This window comes from Halosimplex salinum (assembly GCF_003730195.1).
GTDB lineage: Archaea > Halobacteriota > Halobacteria > Halobacteriales > Haloarculaceae > Halosimplex > Halosimplex salinum.
This window is the reverse complement of the sequence record NZ_QWGG01000001.1, coordinates 502,039-519,036: the sequence shown is the minus strand read 5'-3', so window position 1 is coordinate 519,036 and position 16,998 is coordinate 502,039. Positions and strand designations below refer to the sequence as shown.

16 protein-coding genes are annotated in these 16,998 nt (G+C 68.5%); 10 read left to right on the top strand and 6 right to left on the bottom strand.

Going from position 1 to position 16,998, the window contains the following annotated elements; genetic code table 11:
* Positions 1-140 precede the first annotated feature (140 nt).
* Entirely contained in the window at positions 141-728 is a 588-nt protein-coding gene (locus D1409_RS02600) for a DUF6149 family protein (protein WP_123533744.1), read from the top strand.
* A 62-nt stretch (positions 729-790) separates the two neighbouring features.
* Here D1409_RS02600 and D1409_RS02595 read toward each other — a convergent pair whose 3' ends face one another.
* The gene (locus tag D1409_RS02595; RefSeq protein ID WP_123533743.1) at positions 791-2,194 is read right to left on the bottom strand and encodes an ICP22 family protein; all 1,404 of its coding nucleotides are present in this window, start codon (positions 2,192-2,194) and stop codon (positions 791-793) included.
* 181 nt (positions 2,195-2,375) lie between these two features.
* Positions 2,376-3,734 carry an NAD(P)/FAD-dependent oxidoreductase gene (locus D1409_RS02590; protein ID WP_123533741.1) on the bottom strand — a complete coding sequence of 453 codons (1,359 nt, stop codon included), beginning with the start codon at positions 3,732-3,734 and terminating at the stop codon, positions 2,376-2,378.
* 192 nt (positions 3,735-3,926) lie between these two features.
* Here D1409_RS02590 and D1409_RS02585 point away from each other — a divergent pair, with 192 nt between their 5' ends.
* On the top strand, positions 3,927-4,802 hold the full coding sequence (locus D1409_RS02585; protein WP_123533739.1) for a homoserine kinase: 876 nt from the start codon (positions 3,927-3,929) through the stop codon (positions 4,800-4,802).
* A 147-nt stretch (positions 4,803-4,949) separates the two neighbouring features.
* On the opposite strand, the gene D1409_RS25130 is transcribed toward D1409_RS02585, so the two are convergent.
* The gene (locus tag D1409_RS25130; protein ID WP_206424954.1) at positions 4,950-5,726 is read right to left on the bottom strand and encodes a hypothetical protein; all 777 of its coding nucleotides are present in this window, start codon (positions 5,724-5,726) and stop codon (positions 4,950-4,952) included.
* A 105-nt stretch (positions 5,727-5,831) separates the two neighbouring features.
* The gene (locus tag D1409_RS02575; RefSeq protein ID WP_123533737.1) at positions 5,832-6,440 is read right to left on the bottom strand and encodes an undecaprenyl diphosphate synthase family protein; all 609 of its coding nucleotides are present in this window, start codon (positions 6,438-6,440) and stop codon (positions 5,832-5,834) included.
* Positions 6,441-6,594: 154 nt separating this feature from the next.
* Here D1409_RS02575 and D1409_RS02570 point away from each other — a divergent pair, with 154 nt between their 5' ends.
* Together D1409_RS02570 and D1409_RS02565 are read left to right on the top strand one after the other, a co-directional pair.
* Complete coding sequence (locus tag D1409_RS02570) at positions 6,595-7,941, top strand: DUF92 domain-containing protein (protein WP_123533735.1); 1,347 nt, start codon at positions 6,595-6,597, stop codon at positions 7,939-7,941.
* Entirely contained in the window at positions 7,938-8,399 is a 462-nt protein-coding gene (locus D1409_RS02565; RefSeq protein WP_123533733.1) for a GNAT family N-acetyltransferase, read from the top strand. The genes D1409_RS02570 and D1409_RS02565 overlap by 4 nt, the downstream gene beginning before the upstream one ends.
* A 21-nt stretch (positions 8,400-8,420) precedes the next feature.
* On the opposite strand, the gene dnaG is transcribed toward D1409_RS02565, so the two are convergent.
* Positions 8,421-9,860, bottom strand: a complete 1,440-nt coding sequence (dnaG, locus tag D1409_RS02560; RefSeq protein WP_123533731.1) for a DNA primase DnaG — start codon at positions 9,858-9,860, stop codon at positions 8,421-8,423.
* 250 nt (positions 9,861-10,110) lie between these two features.
* Between dnaG and D1409_RS02555 the strand changes: the two genes are divergently transcribed.
* The 5 genes from D1409_RS02555 to D1409_RS02535 all read left to right on the top strand — a co-directional run bounded on the left by D1409_RS02555 (position 10,111) and on the right by D1409_RS02535 (position 14,843).
* The gene (locus tag D1409_RS02555; protein WP_123533729.1) at positions 10,111-10,332 is read left to right on the top strand and encodes a DUF3311 domain-containing protein; all 222 of its coding nucleotides are present in this window, start codon (positions 10,111-10,113) and stop codon (positions 10,330-10,332) included.
* The gene (locus D1409_RS02550; protein WP_123533727.1) at positions 10,325-11,788 is read left to right on the top strand and encodes a sodium:solute symporter family protein; all 1,464 of its coding nucleotides are present in this window, start codon (positions 10,325-10,327) and stop codon (positions 11,786-11,788) included. The genes D1409_RS02555 and D1409_RS02550 overlap by 8 nt, the downstream gene beginning before the upstream one ends.
* Positions 11,789-11,836: 48 nt before the next feature.
* Positions 11,837-12,739: an HFX_2341 family transcriptional regulator gene (locus D1409_RS02545; protein WP_123533725.1), complete on the top strand. Its 903-nt coding sequence runs from the start codon at positions 11,837-11,839 to the stop codon at positions 12,737-12,739.
* A gap of 110 nt (positions 12,740-12,849) precedes the next feature.
* Positions 12,850-13,929, top strand: a complete 1,080-nt coding sequence (locus D1409_RS02540; RefSeq protein WP_123533723.1) for a Gfo/Idh/MocA family protein — start codon at positions 12,850-12,852, stop codon at positions 13,927-13,929.
* A complete protein-coding gene (locus tag D1409_RS02535; protein ID WP_123533721.1) occupies positions 13,929-14,843 on the top strand; it encodes a DUF6807 family protein in 915 nt (304 codons plus the stop codon). The genes D1409_RS02540 and D1409_RS02535 overlap by 1 nt, the downstream gene beginning before the upstream one ends.
* A gap of 453 nt (positions 14,844-15,296) precedes the next feature.
* Here D1409_RS02535 and D1409_RS02530 read toward each other — a convergent pair whose 3' ends face one another.
* Positions 15,297-16,337, bottom strand: a complete 1,041-nt coding sequence (locus D1409_RS02530; RefSeq protein ID WP_123533719.1) for an NAD(P)-dependent alcohol dehydrogenase — start codon at positions 16,335-16,337, stop codon at positions 15,297-15,299.
* A 99-nt stretch (positions 16,338-16,436) separates the two neighbouring features.
* Between D1409_RS02530 and D1409_RS02525 the strand changes: the two genes are divergently transcribed.
* Positions 16,437-16,778, top strand: coding sequence for a 2Fe-2S iron-sulfur cluster-binding protein (locus tag D1409_RS02525; protein ID WP_123533718.1), 342 nt, complete (start codon positions 16,437-16,439; stop codon positions 16,776-16,778).
* Positions 16,779-16,998 lie beyond the last annotated feature (220 nt).

The following is a 16,998-nucleotide window of genomic DNA, read 5'->3' as shown; positions in this document are numbered from 1 at the left end:
CAAACACACTCCCTCGAACGCAAATATTGATCGTTCCGTCATCTCGAACGCGCAGTAACGGTCGAACCGGGTAGTCCGACCCGCGGGGGCCCGCTGGCGAGCGGGACGTTGAAGACGGACCAGCCCCGTGTTCCGTCACGATGAAGATCCGACAGAACGTCCGCCACTTCGCGGCCAAGCAGGCGTTGACGCTCCCGGTCGTCGGGGAGAAGGTCAACGACCGCCTCGTCGGGATGCACACGGACATCTTCGCCGACAAGGCCGACCCCGAGCACCGCGACGAACGGCGCGACCACCTCGACGACTTCTTCGACGCGACGATGGACACCTACGTCGCCGCGCTCGAGGACGGCTACCCCGAAGCCGAGGCCCGCGAGATCACCCACGTCCAGGCCAACTTCGACTTCTACAACCACGGCTGGACCGAGATGATGGAGTTCCCGAGCGACGAACTCGGCGACCACTACGACCGCTACCGCGACTTCTTCGAGCGGTACGACATCTCCATCGACGACCCGCTCGGCCGGTTCGCTCCGGCGGGCGGCGTCACCGACGCCCCGTCGACCCCCGAGAAACTCGACGACCCCGAACACCCCTACGCCGAGGGCGGGTTCGCCGACGACGTGTACGTCGAGACCGCGGACGGCGACCTCGTCGTCGGCGGGCAGGAAGCGCCCGACGACGTGGCCGTCGAAGAAGCGCCGGGCGTCGAGTCGACCGACGAGTAACCGCCCGTTCAGCCCACGGGCGACTGATCGCCCGTTCAGTCCGCGGACGATCTCTCGCTCGTTCAGTCGCCGTCGGGATTCGCGGGTCCGACGCCTTCGGCCCCGGAGAGCGCGTCGACGACCGTCGACCGCCACTGTTCGACGGACCGGAGGTCGTCCTCGAGAGTCGACACGTCCGTCTCGACCTCCTCGACGGCGTCGGTGAGTTCGACTCTGGTCTCCCGGAGCGACTCGTCGAATTCGTCGACCGTCTCGAGCGCCGATGATAGCTCGTCGAGCTCCGACTCGACGGAAGAGAGCCTGTCGTCCAGTTTCGACTGGGCCGTCTCGACCGATTCGACGCGCCGGGTAACGTCGTCGATGCGAGCCTCGGCCGCCCGGAGCTCGTCGCGCAGTTCCGAGAGGAGTTGCTCGGCCGACCCCTCCTCGTCGAGGAATGCCTCGAGCGCGTCGACGTAGGCGTTCAGCTCGCCGATCCGCGTCAGACAGTGGTCCAGCTTCGCGTCGACGCTCCCCGACGTGTCGGGCGCCAGATGGCTCCGAAGCGTCGCGACTGCCTGTGACGACGGTTCGTCGCGCCGCAGTTCCTCGGCGAACTGTTCGACCACCGAATCGTGTGGCTCGGGCTGCGTCGGCGTGTCGGGCACGGGCGTGCCCGCTGACGACGCATCTGGCCCGGACTGCCGGTCTGCTGTCGCCGGGATCTGGTCGCGCTCCGCCGATCCGCCGCGGGTCAGGACACCCGGTTCACCGTCGCTCTCCGCTGGTTCGCCGTCTCCGAAACCGTCCGATTCACCGTCGTCCGCGCCCTGATCGGCGGTTCCGTCCCGACCTTCCGCTTCCATGGTCGGTTCTTCCTGCTCGTCGCGCTCGTCGTGCTCGTCGCGCTCTCGTGGTTGTTCCGCTCGTTCGTCTCGTTCGCCCGACTCCAGTTCCGAGACGTCCGTTTCGCCGGTCGTACGCGTTTCGTCTTCGTTCATCGTAGTGTCCGAGTCGCCCCAATCCCCGCCCGCAGGACTGTTCTGTCGGTCCGCGAGGCGGGAGTCACCGTCGACCGCGCGTTCGTCGATAGTCACCTCGATCCGGTCGTCGTCGAGCGGCGTCCAGTCGGCGTCGGCAGTCGCGTCGAGGTCGTCGACTCGTGCGACTTCGACCGCCGGCGCGTCCAGACACTCGATCAGACGGTCCGGGGCCGCGTCGACCCCGTAGAGCGTCGATACCGGCTTCTCCGGCTCGACGACGTTCGTGTAGACTATCTGCCCGCCATCCGCCACGGACCAGTGTTCGTACCCCTCGTCCGCGTGAAACCCCACGGCGGCCTCGTCGACGTCAGCCGGTATCGACTCGGCGACGCGAACCGCGACCGGTTCGTCGGCGTCGGTCGCGACTCGCAATCGGACCGACGGATACGCGTAGCCGTCGACGACGGGCCGCTTCGACACCGCGAGGGAGAGATCGTGGCACATTCGTTACCGCCAACTGAAGAGTATGGTACACTGTTACTTCAGTATTGGCACGATACGTGCGTTCTCATCACGCAAGAACACCAGGAACGAACGCTTATTCGTGGAAAACGTGCGGTTTGTTTTCAGAATACTTGCCAGACGACAGCGCGCCTCTGGTCGCGCCGGACGCGCTCACGGCCGACTACTTCTCGGCGATCAGGTCCGCACAGGCGTATCCGGCCTCGATACCGCCGTTGAGCGACCGCTCGGGGTACTGCGCGCGCGACGCCATCCCGGCGTAATAGACGCCCTCGGCGACCTCCTCGCCCAGGTCGTACGGCACGACCATGTCGAGATACCCGCGCTCGTAGATGGGCGCCGTCCGCGGGTTGCGCGCCGTCTTCACCCAGTTCACGCTGTCCGAATCGAAGTCGGGGAAGAGGTCGCCGACCCCCTCGCGCCAGTAGGACTCGACTTCCTCGTCGGACATCTGCCAGAGGTCCTCGGCCGGGTCCTGGATGTAACTCGCGGTGTAGTAGAGGTGTTCGCCGCCGTAGCGCTCCGGCGGCACGAAGTTCGTGTGCTCGATGAAGACGCCGAACGGCGCCTCGTCCTTGATGTTGAGCCAGTAGGTGTCCGAGAGCGACTCGTCCATGCTCCACACCGAACACACCGTCCCCTGGAAGTCTATCTCGCAGGGATAGCCCGTCAGGTCCTCCAGCACGTTGGGCATCGCCGCCACGACCACGGCGTCCACATCGCGGGTCTCCGCCTCACCGCCCCGCTCGACGGTCAGCGACTCGACGCGACGGCCGTTCACTATCGCCGAACCTCCGTTCGGGGCCTCGACGGTCGACTCCTCGTCGAATCCGACTTCCGTCACGCGCGCACCCGTGGTGACGTTCTCATGACCCACGGCCGCGAGCAGGTCGTCGAGCAGCGTGCCGAACCCGCCGCGGAGATAGCCCAGTTGCTCGCCGCGGAGCGGGTCGCGCTCGCCGCGGAACTTGACGCGGCCGAGGAGCCACGCGGCCGAGACGTCCTCCTTCCGGGAGCCGAACTTCGCGTCGAGCAGCGGTTCCCAGAACGACTCGTAGACGTGTCTGGTGGTGTGTTCGAGCAGGAACTCCTTGATGGGAACGTCCTCGAAGTCGGTGATGTCGTCGTAGGTGTCGAACTTCGGCCAGCCGCCGCGGACGTCGATCTCCTTGACGAGCATGGCGAGGCGGAACTTGTCGTAGATGGAGAGGTGCGGGTAGGCGAGGATCTCCCACGCCTTCTCCATCGGGTGGATCACGCCGTCGACGTAGTAGGAGTCGACCTTGTAGCGCCACTCGAGGTCGTCGCCGAGGCCCAGATCCTCGATCAACTCGACGATCGTCCCCTCGGAGGCGGAGAGGTGGTGGTAGAACTTCTCGATGGGGTCGCCGGCCGTCTCGTAGACGGCGGCCAGCCCGCCCACGTCGTCGCTCGCTTCGAACACCTGGACGTCGTGGCCGCGTTGCTGGAGGCGATACGCGGCCGCGAGCCCGGCGATACCGCCGCCGACGACACCGATCATACCCGCCGGTTCCACGGTGACCGGAAAAGCCCTTTCGTTCGCCCGATAGGTTCGGCGGTCCCGCGTTCGAGCGCCGACCGACGAGTTCCCGCGGCGTCGTGCGGAACTGCGGCGTCGCCGGACCGCGATAATCCCGATGTGTCGGCGTGCGTCCGCTACCTTTTTGCCCGCAGTCCGAAAACTCAGGCGCATATGGTGACGGTGCGGGCGCCGGCGACGAGCGCGAACCTGGGTAGTGGCTTCGACGTGTTCGGTGTGGCGCTGGACAGACCGGCCGACGTGGTTCGGGTCGAGAAGGCCCCCGAGACGACCATCGACGTGACGGGCGCCGGGAGCCAGTTCATCCCGGAAGACCCCGCCGACAACACCGTCGGCGCCGTCGCCGAGGCGCTGGACGCCCCCGCGCACATCGAGATCGACAAGGGCGTCCGCCCCGCCTCGGGACTGGGCTCCTCGGCCGCCAGCGCCGCTGCCGCGGCGGTCGCGCTGAATCGTCTCTACGACCGCGGGCTCACCCGGAAGGAGCTCGTCCCCATCGCCGCCGAGGGCGAGGCCGTCGTCTCCGGCGACGCCCACGACGACAACGTCGCGCCCGCCATCCTCGGCGGGTTCACGATCGCGACGCCCGGCGGGATCTCGAAGGTCGACGCCGACATCTCGCTCGTGACCTGCCTCCCCGACATCGTCGTCTCGACGCGAGACGCGCGCGAGGTCGTCCCCGAGGGCGCCCGCGTCGACGACATCGTCGAGACCGTCGGCAACGCCGCGACCCTCACGACCGGGATGCACCGCTCGGACCCGGAACTCGTCGGTCGCGGGATGCAGGACTCCGTCGTCACCCCCGCCCGCGCGAAGCTCATCGACGGCTACGACGACGTCCGGCAGGCCGCCTTCGACGCCGGCGCGACCGGCGTCACTATCAGCGGCGCCGGCCCCAGCGTCATCGCCGCCTGCTACGAGTCCGACCAGCGCGCTATCGCCTCCGCCATGGTCGACGCCTTCGATGACAGGGGCGTCGAGTCCCGCGTCTACCAGACGCGGATCGGCGAGGGCGCTACCTTTCACTGAACCCGTCTCCGCTCCATCGCGGGTCCGATGACGAGTCGTTCCCACCCCGACCCCGACAGCCCGCTCTCCGGGTCGGTCCCTATCGCCTGTCCGGGTCGGTCACTCTCGCCTGACCGGGCCGGTCCCTCTCGCCTGGCTGGGCGTCGGCTACGGTCGACCCGCGTCGCGTTCTGCGGGTCGCTCGGTCGGGCCAGCCGTGCCCGTCGAACGGGCCGACGCGGTCGAGTCGGCCGGCGCGGGGCGACGACTGACCGCGTCGGCGACCCAGACGTCCGCCTCCGGGTTCTGGAACGGTTCGACGACGAGCCGGCCGTCGAGGCGGGCCCGCTGGAGGAGTCCGCCGGCTGCGGGGCGACTCGTTCCGCCCAGGACCATCATCGCGTCGATCAGGATCCGTCTCGGGGCGGGCGGCGACGGGTCGTCCGGGGTGGCGCCCCTGGCGGCCGCCAGGTCGGCGGCGATGACTTCGACGTACCGAACTGGATCGCGAACGCCGCCGAGCGTCCGGTGCCAGCGAGCGGGGTAGACGCTCACTCGACTGGGTCCGACCTCGTAGAGGGCGTCGGGAAGCCAGAGGTCGAGGTCGGTGACGCGACCGTCGAGGATCTGTTCGAACCGCTCGACGGTGTACGGCGCCCTCGACCCGAGCCGATACAACAACTCGGCGACGTACCGTCTGATGACAGGCCGCGGGACGCCGGGTCCCTCTACACCGTGGAAACGCTCGATCACGTCGACCACGTCGGTCGGATAGAGGTACCGACCCCTGCGGAGCAACTCGTCGAGGATCCGCGGCTGAAGCGGGTCGCTCATGACAGGCAACACTTCGCCCAGCAGCGGCATAAATTGCCACACCGGTCGCGCCTCCGCTTCCGCCTCCGCGTCCGCCTCCACCTCCACCTCCACCTCCGCGTCCGCCTCCACCTCCCGAACTTCCGAGCGACTCGCACCGCTCGTCGCTCGACGTTCGGCCTATCGGCCGAACCGCCGCGAATCAGAGATTCGCGTGCTTCGGGCGCTTCGCGCAGCTCAGCGCCCGAACCGCCGCTGACGGTTCTGGTAATCCCGCAATGCGCGCAGGTAGTCGCGCCGGCGGAAGTCCCGCCAGTTCACGTCCGTGAAGTACAGCTCGGAGTAGACGGACTGCCAGATCATGAAGTCGGAGAGCCGCTCGGCGCCGGTCTTGATGACGAGGTCGGGCTGGACCGGGAAGACGAGTTCGCGCTCGATGGCGCCCTCGTCGATGTCGGCGGGTTCGAGGTCACCGGCCTCGACCTCCTCGGCGAGCCCCTGGACGGCGGTGGCGAACTCGTGTTTGCCGCCCATGCCGATACCGACGAGGATGGGCGCGTCGGCCTGTTCGTCGTCCTCCGGCCCGCGGACGGCTATCTCTCGGGGGGCGTCCACCTCGGCGAGTTCGCGGCGGATCCGGTCGACGACCTCGGTGTCGAGGACGCTCACGTAGACGACGATACGCTCGGCGCCGAACGCGACGGCCCAGTCGAAAAACCGCTCCAGGGTCCGGTAGCCGTCCTGTTCCAGCAGGTCGCGTTCGGTGACGATGACCGCGACCGTCTCGGGGAGCTCGGCGTCACTGTAGCGCAGGCGGAGGGCGAGATACCGGTCGTACAGTCCCACGCACTCGCTTCAGGGGGGTTCGCCCTAAAACTCACGCTCGGCAACGGCGGTTCGACGCCGACTTCGAGCGGCGGCGAAGCGGCGCTCGTCACGACGGAGCAGTCGGGCGGGTTCGGAAACGGTAAGTAGCTCACCGCGGGATACCGACAGTAGCGTGACAACGACAGTCCGACGTGCGGGCGCGTTCGCCCTCGTCGGGACGCTCGCGCTGGCCGTCCCACCGATAGCCAGCACCACGAGTCGGGCGCTCGCGACCGTCGCCGCGCCCGGCCCGTTTCTCGCAGTCGCGGCCCTCGCGCTCTACTACGTCGACGAGGGCCCGCTCTTCGAACTCTTCGCCCGCCCCGGCGACCGCCGTGACGGGCGACTGTACGGCCTCGCGGGCTTCGCGCTCGCCGCCGCGGCGCTCGCACTCCTCGCCGTCCGCTTCGCGATGCCACTTCCGGTGTTCGTCGGTACCGTCCTCCTGCTCTCGTGGGGGAACCTCGGCGGGCACCTCGTCCGCTCCGTCCGCGACGAACCCATCCTCGCGACCGCCGGGTTCGTCGTCGCGGGCTTTCTCGCCGGGAGCGCCGGCCAGTACGCGGCGGCGCTCCTGATCGGGACGTCGATGCACTGGCCGCTCGCCGCGTTCCTCGCCGCCAGCGGCGCGCTGCTCGGCGCGCTCCTCCGGGCCGTCCTCTTCGAGCGAGACGACCCGCTCGTGATGATCTCCATCGGCCTCCTGCTCTGGCTGTTCGCCGACCTCCCGCTGGAGATCGATACCTCGAGCGTCGCCATCGCGCTCGCCGTGACGGTCCTGCTGGGGTATCTCGCCTACGCGCTGGAGACGGCGTCGCTCCCGGGGATGATCACCGGTGTCTTCCTCGGACTCCAGACGATCGTGCTCGGCGACTTCGGCTGGTTCCTCCTGCTGTTGACCTTCTTCGGGGTCGGGGGCCTCTCGACGAAGTTCCGGTACGAGGAGAAAGAACAGCGCGGGATCGCCGAAGAGAACGACGGCGCCCGCGGGAGCGGGAACGTCCTCGCCAACTCGCTGGTCGGGCTGTTCGCGGTGCTCGGCGCCGCGGCGAGTCCGACGCTGACGCAACTGCCGCCCGAACTGTTCCTGTTCGCGTTCGCCGGCTCTATCGCCGCGGCGATGAGCGACACGCTCTCCAGCGAGATCGGCGGCGTGTTCGACGAACCGCGACTGATAACCACCTTCGAGCGGGTCGAACCGGGGACCGACGGCGCCGTCACCTGGCAGGGCGAACTCGCCGGACTCACCGGCGCCTTCCTGATCGCCGGCATCGCCGTGACGACCTTCGAGACTGTCGGGACCGTCGGCGCCGGCATCGTCGTCTTCGGCGGCGTCGTCGGCATGACGGTCGACAGCCTGCTGGGCGCGACCGTCGAGGGACTCGTCCTCGAGAACGAGGGCGTCAACTTCTTCGCGACGCTGGCGGCCGGTGTCGCCGCGGCCCTGGCGGCGGTCGCCCTCGGTATCGTCGCCGTATGACGCGCGTTCGTCCCGGCGAGACCGTCGACCTGCCCGCGCTCCGCGCGATCCAGACGACCGTCCTCGCCGAGCAGTGGGACGAACTGCTCGCCGTCGCGCCCGACGGACCGCCGATCCTGCTAGTTGCAGAGACGGAGCGGACCGGAGCGGTCGACGCCGCCGACACCCCCGTCGGCTACGCGCTCGCGGTGACCGACGGCGACGACGAAGCCTGTTATCTCGCCGAACTCGCCGTCGCGCCGGATTCCCAGGGTGAGGGGCACGGCTCGGCCCTCCTCGACGCCCTCACGGAGCGCTGTCGCGAGATCGGCGTCGACGACCTCCGCGTCACCGTCCGGGAAGTGGACGACCGGGCGCGCGAGTTCTACGAGGAGCGCGGCTTCGAACGCCGCGAGCGCCTGCCCGACCACTACGAGAGCGGTGACGGACTGCTGCTCGTTCGCGAACTCCCGGAGTAGAGAACGGTCCCCGCTCTCCCCTCAGACCTCGTCTGCGGTGAGAACGCGAGGGGTCACGGGCTGTTTGACGTACTGGCCTTCGGAGCGGGCGACGACGAGGTCGACGCCGCGCTGGGCGGCCACGTCGAGGATCCGCTGGGACACCTCGCCGTCCAGGACGACCGTCGACGGCACCAGTTCCGCCGTCTCGACGAGGTCGAACGCGTCTCCGGCAGGCCCCTCGGCGACGGTGTCGTACTCCGCGTCGAGGAGGCGCACCTGTCCGGTCGACTCGCCGACGACCGCCTCGACGTGGCTGGGGAGCGTGTCCGGCGGAGCGGCGGCCGCGGCCCCGGCGTCAGACGGTTCCGCGGCGGCCGTTGCCCCGCCGTCAGGAGGGTCCGCGGCGTCCGCGGTGTCGACGGAGGCTTCGGGCCCTGCGTCGGTGAACTCGTTCACCGTGGTCGCGGTGTCGCTGGACGCGCTCGACGCGGCGGCCGCGTCGGCGGACGCTGTCGTCGGTTCGGTGGCCGTGTCGGCCGGGGCGTCGACGGCGTCGGTCGAGTCCGGGCCGGTCGGTTCGTCCGGTCGGACCGTGCCGGCGTCGGCGTCGGGCGGGGAGGGCTGGGTGCTCCCGTCGGTCGCGGCCAGTCCGTGCGTGTCGTCGGCGTCCGCGTCGGCGGCCGAGACCGTCTCGTAGGGCACCTTGTCGCGGAGGGCGTCCATGACCTCGTTCCGGGAGAGGTCCTCGACAGAGCGGTCGGTCGGTGCGAGCGCGACGTAGTCCACGTCGCCGACCTGCGACAGCTCCTTGAGGATGAGGTCGCCGCCGCGGTCGCCGTCGAGGAAGGCCGTCACGGTGCGGTCCGCGGTCAGGTCGGCGACGGCGTCGGGCACGTCCGTCCCCTCGACGGCGACGGCGTTCTTGATGCCGTAGCGGAGGAGCGTCAGCACGTCGGCGCGGCCCTCGACGACGATGATGGCGTCGCTGTCGGCGACGCGCGGGCCGGCGGGCAGGCCGTGGAACTCGGTGATGTCCTCGACGCGAACGCTCCGTCTGACCTCCTCGACGAGGTCCTCGCTCGACATGCGCGTCGCGTCGAACTCCGCGAGGAGGTCCTTCGCACGCTCGACGACCTGCCGGCGCTTGGCCGAGCGGACGTCCTCGATGTCGCGTACTTCGACGTCGGCCGTCGACGGGCCGACGCGTTCGATGCTCTCCAGGGCGGCCGCGAGGATCGCCGTCTGGACGCGGTCGAGCCCGCTGGCGATGGTCACCTCGCCGAAGGAACTCCCGCGCTCGGACTCGACGGTCACGTCGATGCGGCCGAGTTTCCCCGACTCCTGGAGGTCCCGGAGGTCGAGTTCGTCGCCGAGCAGCCCCTCCGTCTGTCCGAAGACGGCGCCGACGACGTCACTCCGTTCGACCACCCCGCTGGTTCGGATGTCCGCGTGGATGAGATATTTCGCTGAATCGTACATTGATGAACTGCCCCCGTGGGGGGCGTGATGGTGATGGTGAATGTCCGTCCATGAACTGCCTCATGGAACTAGCCGTAACTTGTCACTGGAGCACTCTAATACCTGCTGTTGAGGGGCCTCTCTCCCGGCCGACCGCGACGGCTCTCAGACCCCCCGCCGTCTCGTCCTATTGAAGAACTTTTCTCTTCGAACGAGTGGATCGTTGACGTTCGACGAAAGATTAACGGTATCGGAGTCGAACAGTCGGGCCATGAGCGATCGAGTTCGTGTGGTCGGCTGGTCGGTCGTCGCGGCGGTGCTCGCGGCGCTGTCGGTCCCCTGGTTCCTGTGGGGGAGCGACACGGTGGTCGCGGGCCTGCCGGTGTGGGTGTGGTGGCACGCGGGGTGGCTCTCGCTCACGGCGGTCGTGTTCTGGGTGTTCACCCGGCGGGCGTGGGGACTCGGCGTCGAGGGGGTGAGTCGCGATGGCTGACGTGGGACTGCAGATCGGGATCGTCGTCGGCTACATGCTCGTCGCGCTCGCGATCGGCGTCGTCGCGTACCGACTGACCGACCGGACCGCCGAGGACTACTACCTCGCGAGTCGGACCCTCGGGACCGTCGTCCTCCTCTTCACCACCTTCGCCACCCTGCTCTCGGCGTTCACGTTCTTCGCCGGCCCGAACATCAGCTACGGCGCCGGCCCGGAGTGGATCCTCGTCATGGGCCTGATGGACGGCGTCATCTTCGGGATCCTCTGGTACGTGCTTGGGTACAAGCAGTGGCTCGTCGGGAAGGCGAACGGCTACGTCACGCTCGGCGAGATGCTCGGCGACCGCTTCGGGTCGCTCCCGCTGCGCGTCCTCGTCGCCGCGATCAGCATCTTCTGGCTGTTCCCGTACGTCATGCTCCAGCAGCAGGGCGCGGGCACCGCCATCGAGGCGCTGACCGGCGGCGCGGTCCCCTACTGGGTCGGCGCGGGCGGTATCACCCTGTTCATGATCGGCTACGTCGCGCTCTCGGGGATGCGCGGCGTCGCGTGGACGGACACCCTCCAGGGGGCGTTCATGCTCGTGATGGTCTGGGCAGCGTTCGTCTGGGTCGCGGTCTCCGTCGGTGGCGTCGGGAGCGCGACGGCGACGCTCGGCGACGTGGACGGGAACTTCCTCGCGCTCGGCGGCGGGCTCTACACGCCCCAGTACGTCCTCTCGACGGCCATCTCAATCGCCTTCGGCGTCACGATGTTCCCGCAGGTCAACCAGCGATTCTTCGTCGCCGAGTCGAAGGCCGTGATCAAACGGACACTGCCGCTCTGGCCGGTGCTCGTCCTGCTGCTGTTCGTCCCGGCGTTCATGCTCGGCGCGTGGGCGCGCGGGCTCGGCATCGCGGCCGGCGAGGGGGAGAACGTCCTCCCGCTGCTCCTCGCGGAGTACACGCCCTCGTGGTTCGCGGCGCTCGTCGTCGCCGGCGCGATGGCCGCGATGATGAGCTCCAGCGACTCGATGCTGCTGTCGGGGTCGTCCTACTTCACCCGCGACGTGTATCGCCCGCTCGTCGAGGAGGCCACCGAACGGCGAGAGGCGTTCCTCGGCCGCGTCGGCGTCGCCGTCTTCGCCACGCTCTCGTTCGTCGCCAGCCTGTTCCAGCCCGCGACGCTGCTGGAGATCGGCGACACCGCCTTCGGCGGGTTCGCGCAGTTGGCGCTGCCAGTGCTGGTCGCCCTGTACTGGCGGAACACGACGAAGTGGGGGATGTACGTCGGCATCGGCGTCAGCCAGTTGTTCTACCTGTCGAGCGTGTTCACCCCCGTCCCGGGGAGCTACCTCGGCGGTTGGTCCGCCTCGGTCGTCGGCATGCTCCTCGGTCTCGTCCTGACTGTCGGCGTCTCGCTCCTGACCAACGCCAGCCCCGGCGAGGACGCGTCGGTGTACGCGACCCGCGCGGACTGACCGACGAGTCTGCTGGTTTTTATACGCTACCGGAGTCTCGTACCGAGTATGCAGACACACATCGTTCCGGTCGGGTTCGACTACGACCGGCTGATCGCGCCGCTGGTGCGCGACAGGCTCGACGTGGATCGCGTCGTCCTCCTCGAAGGCGCGGTCGGCAGCGAGGCCAACGTCGAGTACTCCCGCAACCTCGCCGAGAAACTGGAGAAGGACTACCGCAATCTACTGGGCGCGGCGACGGAGCGATTCGTCGTCGAGGACGTGTACGACTACGACGAGGCGTTCGAACAGGCGTTCGAGCTCATCAACGCCGAACTCGACCGCGAGGACGGCGCCGACGTGTGGGTCAACATCTCCGCGATGCCGCGCACGGTCTCCTTCGCCTTCGCTACCGCCGCCCACTCCATCATGGTCGAGCGCGAGGAGGACCGCCAGCGCATCCACACCTACTACACCGTCCCCGAGAAGTACCTCGAGACTGAACTCGCCGAGGAACTCCACCGCGGTATCGATCTGCTCTCGGACTTGCAGGGCGAGGTGGACGACCCCGACCTCTCCGACCGGGTCGACGACCGCCTCGACGCCGCCGAGGAACTGCTCTCGGAGTTCGACGAGCGCGGGACGACCATCGGCGCCAAGGAGTTCGACGGCAAGCACATCCTCGAACTTCCCGTCGCCTCCTTCTCCAACGTCAAACCCTTCGAGGAACTCATCCTCTTCACCCTCGGCGAACACGGCGAGTTCGAGTCGGTGTCGGAGCTGGCCCAAGAGCTGGCCCGGGAACTCGGAGAGGAGTACACCGACAGCTTCCGCTCGAAGGTCATCTACAACGTCGACCGGCTGGGTCCCGGCGGGAAAGGCTACATCGAGCAGGAGGAACACGGGAAGTCCTACCGGACCGGCCTCTCGCGGATCGGCGAACTGTGGGTGCGCGCGCACTCTGACGACTGAGCGTCGCGGGATAGGCCGACGGTCGGACTCCCCGCCCTTCTCCTCTTGCAGCGAGACCCGCCGCCGCGGCCACCTTCAATAGCACCGGCGGCGGAGTGTCGAGGGAAACAATGACGAACGTAGGACTCGTCGGCGCCGGCGGCATCTCCGACCTCCACCGCCCGGCGTACGATGACTTCCCCGAGAAACTGACTCTCACAGGCGTCTGCGACGTGTCCGAGGAGAACGCCCGCGCCTTCGCCGACGACTTCGGCGTCGACTACTGGACCGACCACGAGACGTTCCTCGAAGAGGCCGACGTCGACGCCGTCGACGTCACGCTCCCCCACAGCGTCCACTACGAAGTCGCGAAGGCCGCGCTGGAGGCCGGCAAACACGTCCACGTCGAGAAACCGTTCGCGACGGATCTGGCAGACTGCGTCGAACTGGTGGACCTCGCCGCCGAGCGCGACCTGCGGCTGATGGTCGGACAGATGCAGCGGTTCCACCCGCCGTATCGCGCGCTGAAGCGGCGCGTCGACGACGGCGACCTCGGCGCGATCCGACACGCTCGCTGTGACGCGCTGGTCAATCAGGGCGACCTCTTCCCGCCGGGCCACTGGCTCTACGACGGCGAGATGGCTGGCGGGGGCGGCGTCATCGGCTACAGCGTCCACAAACTCGACCTCCTGCGGTACTACCTCGGCGACGTGGCCGGCGTCTCCGCGCTGGACCGCTCCGTCAGTCCCGACTTCGACGGCGCGGAGGACTACGCGACCGGACTGCTGGAGTTCGAGTCCGGGACCATCGCCGACTTCTCCGTGACGCTGTCCGCCCCGGCGATGCCGTACACCGAGGCGTTCTGGCTCGTCGGCGACGACGGCGTCGTCCACACGCTCCCCGAGGGCGAACAACAGGAGGGGTACGTCGGCTCACCGACCCCGCGGATCAACACGCGCGACGACCCCGAGCGCCGCAAGTCCTTCGACGCGATGGACGACTTCGACACGGACCTGCCGACTTCGGACGCCTTCGTCAACGAGCTGCTCCACTTCGCCGACTGCGTCGAGCGCGGGAGCGAACCGCTGACGAGCGGCCGGGACAACCTCGGGACGATGGCCGCTATCGAGGCGATCTATCGGAGCGCAGCATCGGGCGGCGAGCGGGTGACGACAGAGGACGTGCTGGCCGAGGCACGGGAGGGGGTCTGATGGTCTCGCTCAGTGTCACCGACGACGACGGGACGGTGTCGGTGTTCGCCGACGATATCCTGCTGACCCGGTACAACGCCGACCCCGCGGGGAGCAAGCCCGGCTTCGACACCGTCGCGCTCCCGCCCGGCGTGGACAGCAAGCCCGGCGAGAACCTCGTCGTCTCCTCGCCACACGACCACCCGTGGCACTTCGGCCTCTTCTTCTGTCAGAAACTGGTCGACGGGATCAACTGCTGGGAGTCCGAGCCCAACGCCGCGGCCGGCAAGCCCCACGGCTTCGCCGACGCCGGCGCCTACGACGTACGGAGCACTGGTTCGGGCGTCGAGATCACTCAGGAGGCGACGTGGCAGACCGACTCCGGCGAGGAGTTGCTGGGAGACGACCGGACGATCCGGATCGCCGAACCCGACGACGAGGGGTACCTCCTCACCTGGGAGCAGGCGGTGACCGCGCTCGGCCAGCGGCGCCACCTCTCCAGCGAGACGCTCCACGGCCACTACAGCGGCCTGAGCACGCGATTCGCCCGGAGCCTTCGTGGCGGTCGAGTGCTGTTGCCCGACGGGACCGACCCCGGCGAGACGTCGCCGCCGCGCGCCGCGAGCGGTCCCGCGGGGCGCTGGTGTGATTACTCGGGCGCGCTGGACGGGCGGCCGGGCGCGGCCGCGGTCGGCGAGCCGTGGTCGGCAGGTATCGCGATGTTCGACCACCCCGAGAACGGGTCTGACCCGGTGAACTGGTTCATCATGGACGAGCCGTTCGGGTTTTTGGCCGCGAACCCGACGTGGGGGACCGTCGAGACGCTGGCGGAGGGGGAGTCGCTCTCGTGGACGTGGGGGTTGTGGGTTCACTCCGGGACTCCCGACGAGGAGCGCGTCGAGGACGCCTACGAGTCGTTCGTCGATTCTGTGTAGGTCCATCGGGTTGGAGTTCGCGGTGGGCGATAAAAAGGCGAGGCGCGCTCGATACGAGTTGAAACAGTCTCTGTGAGCGACAACGAGCGACGAAAGCCCTCGACCCGCCCACTCTGAGTCGAATCGACCGCAAACGACAGCAAGCACGGAAAGCCCTCGGCACGCACGCGGTCGCTGAGCGGCATATCCGCGCTCGAACAACCGCACCGCACTCGCGCGGATAGGGGCCGCTCAGGCGACTGAACTGCACGCGAGCGTGCCTCGCCCTTTCAGTCCGCCAGGAACTACACCCGCTCCGCACGGCACAGCACGGCACCGCGGACAGCCACAGACCTCCCCAGCCGATTGCGTTGCTCGTCGCAAGCTCCTGCGCTACTCATCCCTCGCACGGCTTCGTCGCGGCACGAGAGCCGCGACAGCGCGCGCCATCTGTAAGTTGTCCCGGTCTCCCGCTCACGGCGTGACGACGGCCCTGCCTTCGATTTCGCCGTGTTCGAGTTTCTCCGCGACGGTGTTGATATCGTCCAGGTCGTAGCGGCTGGTGTGCAGGTCGACTTCGTCGCGCTCGACGAGGGCGACCAGTTCCTGCAGTTCGGTGAAGCGGCCGACGATGTTGCCCTGGAAGGCGAACTCGCCGTTCACGAGCGCCTGCGAGGGCTCGTGGATGTGGCCGCCGTAGCCGATGATGTGGTGGTCGCCGCCGGCGGCGACGATGTCCGGCGCGAGCGCGGTCGTCGAGTCCGCTCCGACGAAGTCGAGCACCTGTCGCGCGCCCGTGCCGTCGGTGAGGTCGTCGATTACCTGCGCTACGTCCTCGCTCGACGGGTCGACGGTGTGGTGAGCGCCCAGTTCCGCGGCGAGGTCGCGAGCCGACTCCTTGATGTCGAGCGCGACGATGTCGGCGGCGCTCATCGCGTCGACGCACTGGAGACCGATGTGGCCCAGTCCCCCGACCCCGACGATCACGGCGGTGTCGCCGGGGTTCAGGTCGCCGACGGCCTTCTTCGCCGCGTGGTAGGCCGTGATCCCCGCGTCGGCGTGGGGCGCGATGTCCGTCGGGTCGACGCCGTCGGGGAGCGGGATCACGGAGCGCTCGCCCGTCTGGAGATAGTCGGCGAAGCCGCCGTCGACGGTGAGACCGTTGAACGACTGGTTCTCGCAGTACATCGTCTCGCCCTGCCTGCAGGGGCGACAGACGCCGCAGGTCTGGACCGGGTGGCAGATCACCTGGTCGCCCTCGGAGACCGTCTGTACGTCCTCCCCGACCTCGACGACCGTGCCGGCGTTCTCGTGGCCGAGCGTCATCGGGAGGTCCTGATCGACGTAGTCGGCCCACATCCCCTCGATGATGTGGTTGTCCGTCTGGCACCAGCCGGCGCCCTCGACTTCGACCAGGACGTCGTCACCGGCGGTGACGGCCGGTCGGTCCACGTTCTCGATCGAGAGTCCGTTCGCCATGTCGTCCGTGTACTCGTGGAGTCTGGCAGCCCGCATGATCGGATCGTCGGACCGAATCCCGAAAAAGCCACGCCGCGATTCGGCCCGGAGGAGTTCGGTCCGAACCTGTAAGGGGCGCTCGCCCGTAGGAGGGCCATGCCAACGGTCCGGTACGGCGACAGCGAGATCGACTGCGACGAGGGGGCTGTGCTCCGCGACGTGTTGCTCGACGCCGGAATCGTCCCGCACAACGGCGGTGCGGAACGGGCGAACTGCCGAGGCCAAGGCACCTGTGGCACCTGCGCCGTCACCGTCGACGGCGAAGCGAGCGAGCCCACGCGGCGAGAGTCGTGGCGACTGGACTTCCCGCCGCACGACGCCGACTCCGGCCTCAGACTCGCCTGCCAGACCCGCGTCGAGGGCGACCTGACCGTCGAGAAGTTCCCGGGGTTCTGGGGCCAGCACGTCGACCGCCCGCCCCTGACCGACGAGGAGTGAGGGCGCTGGCGCCTCGACCGTCGTCACGTCTGCGCCTGCCGCGATGACGTAAGAGTTATTTTCCCGCCTCGACCACTCTCTGTCGATGACAGGGCCGTTCGCAGCAGTCGCCACGCCCGCCTCGAACGAGCCCCCGGCTTCGGTAGCCGTCACCGTACGTGTAGGGGCCCCCTAGCCCCACTACACCCATTCTGACGCCGCGTTCGAATCGTCTCGCCGA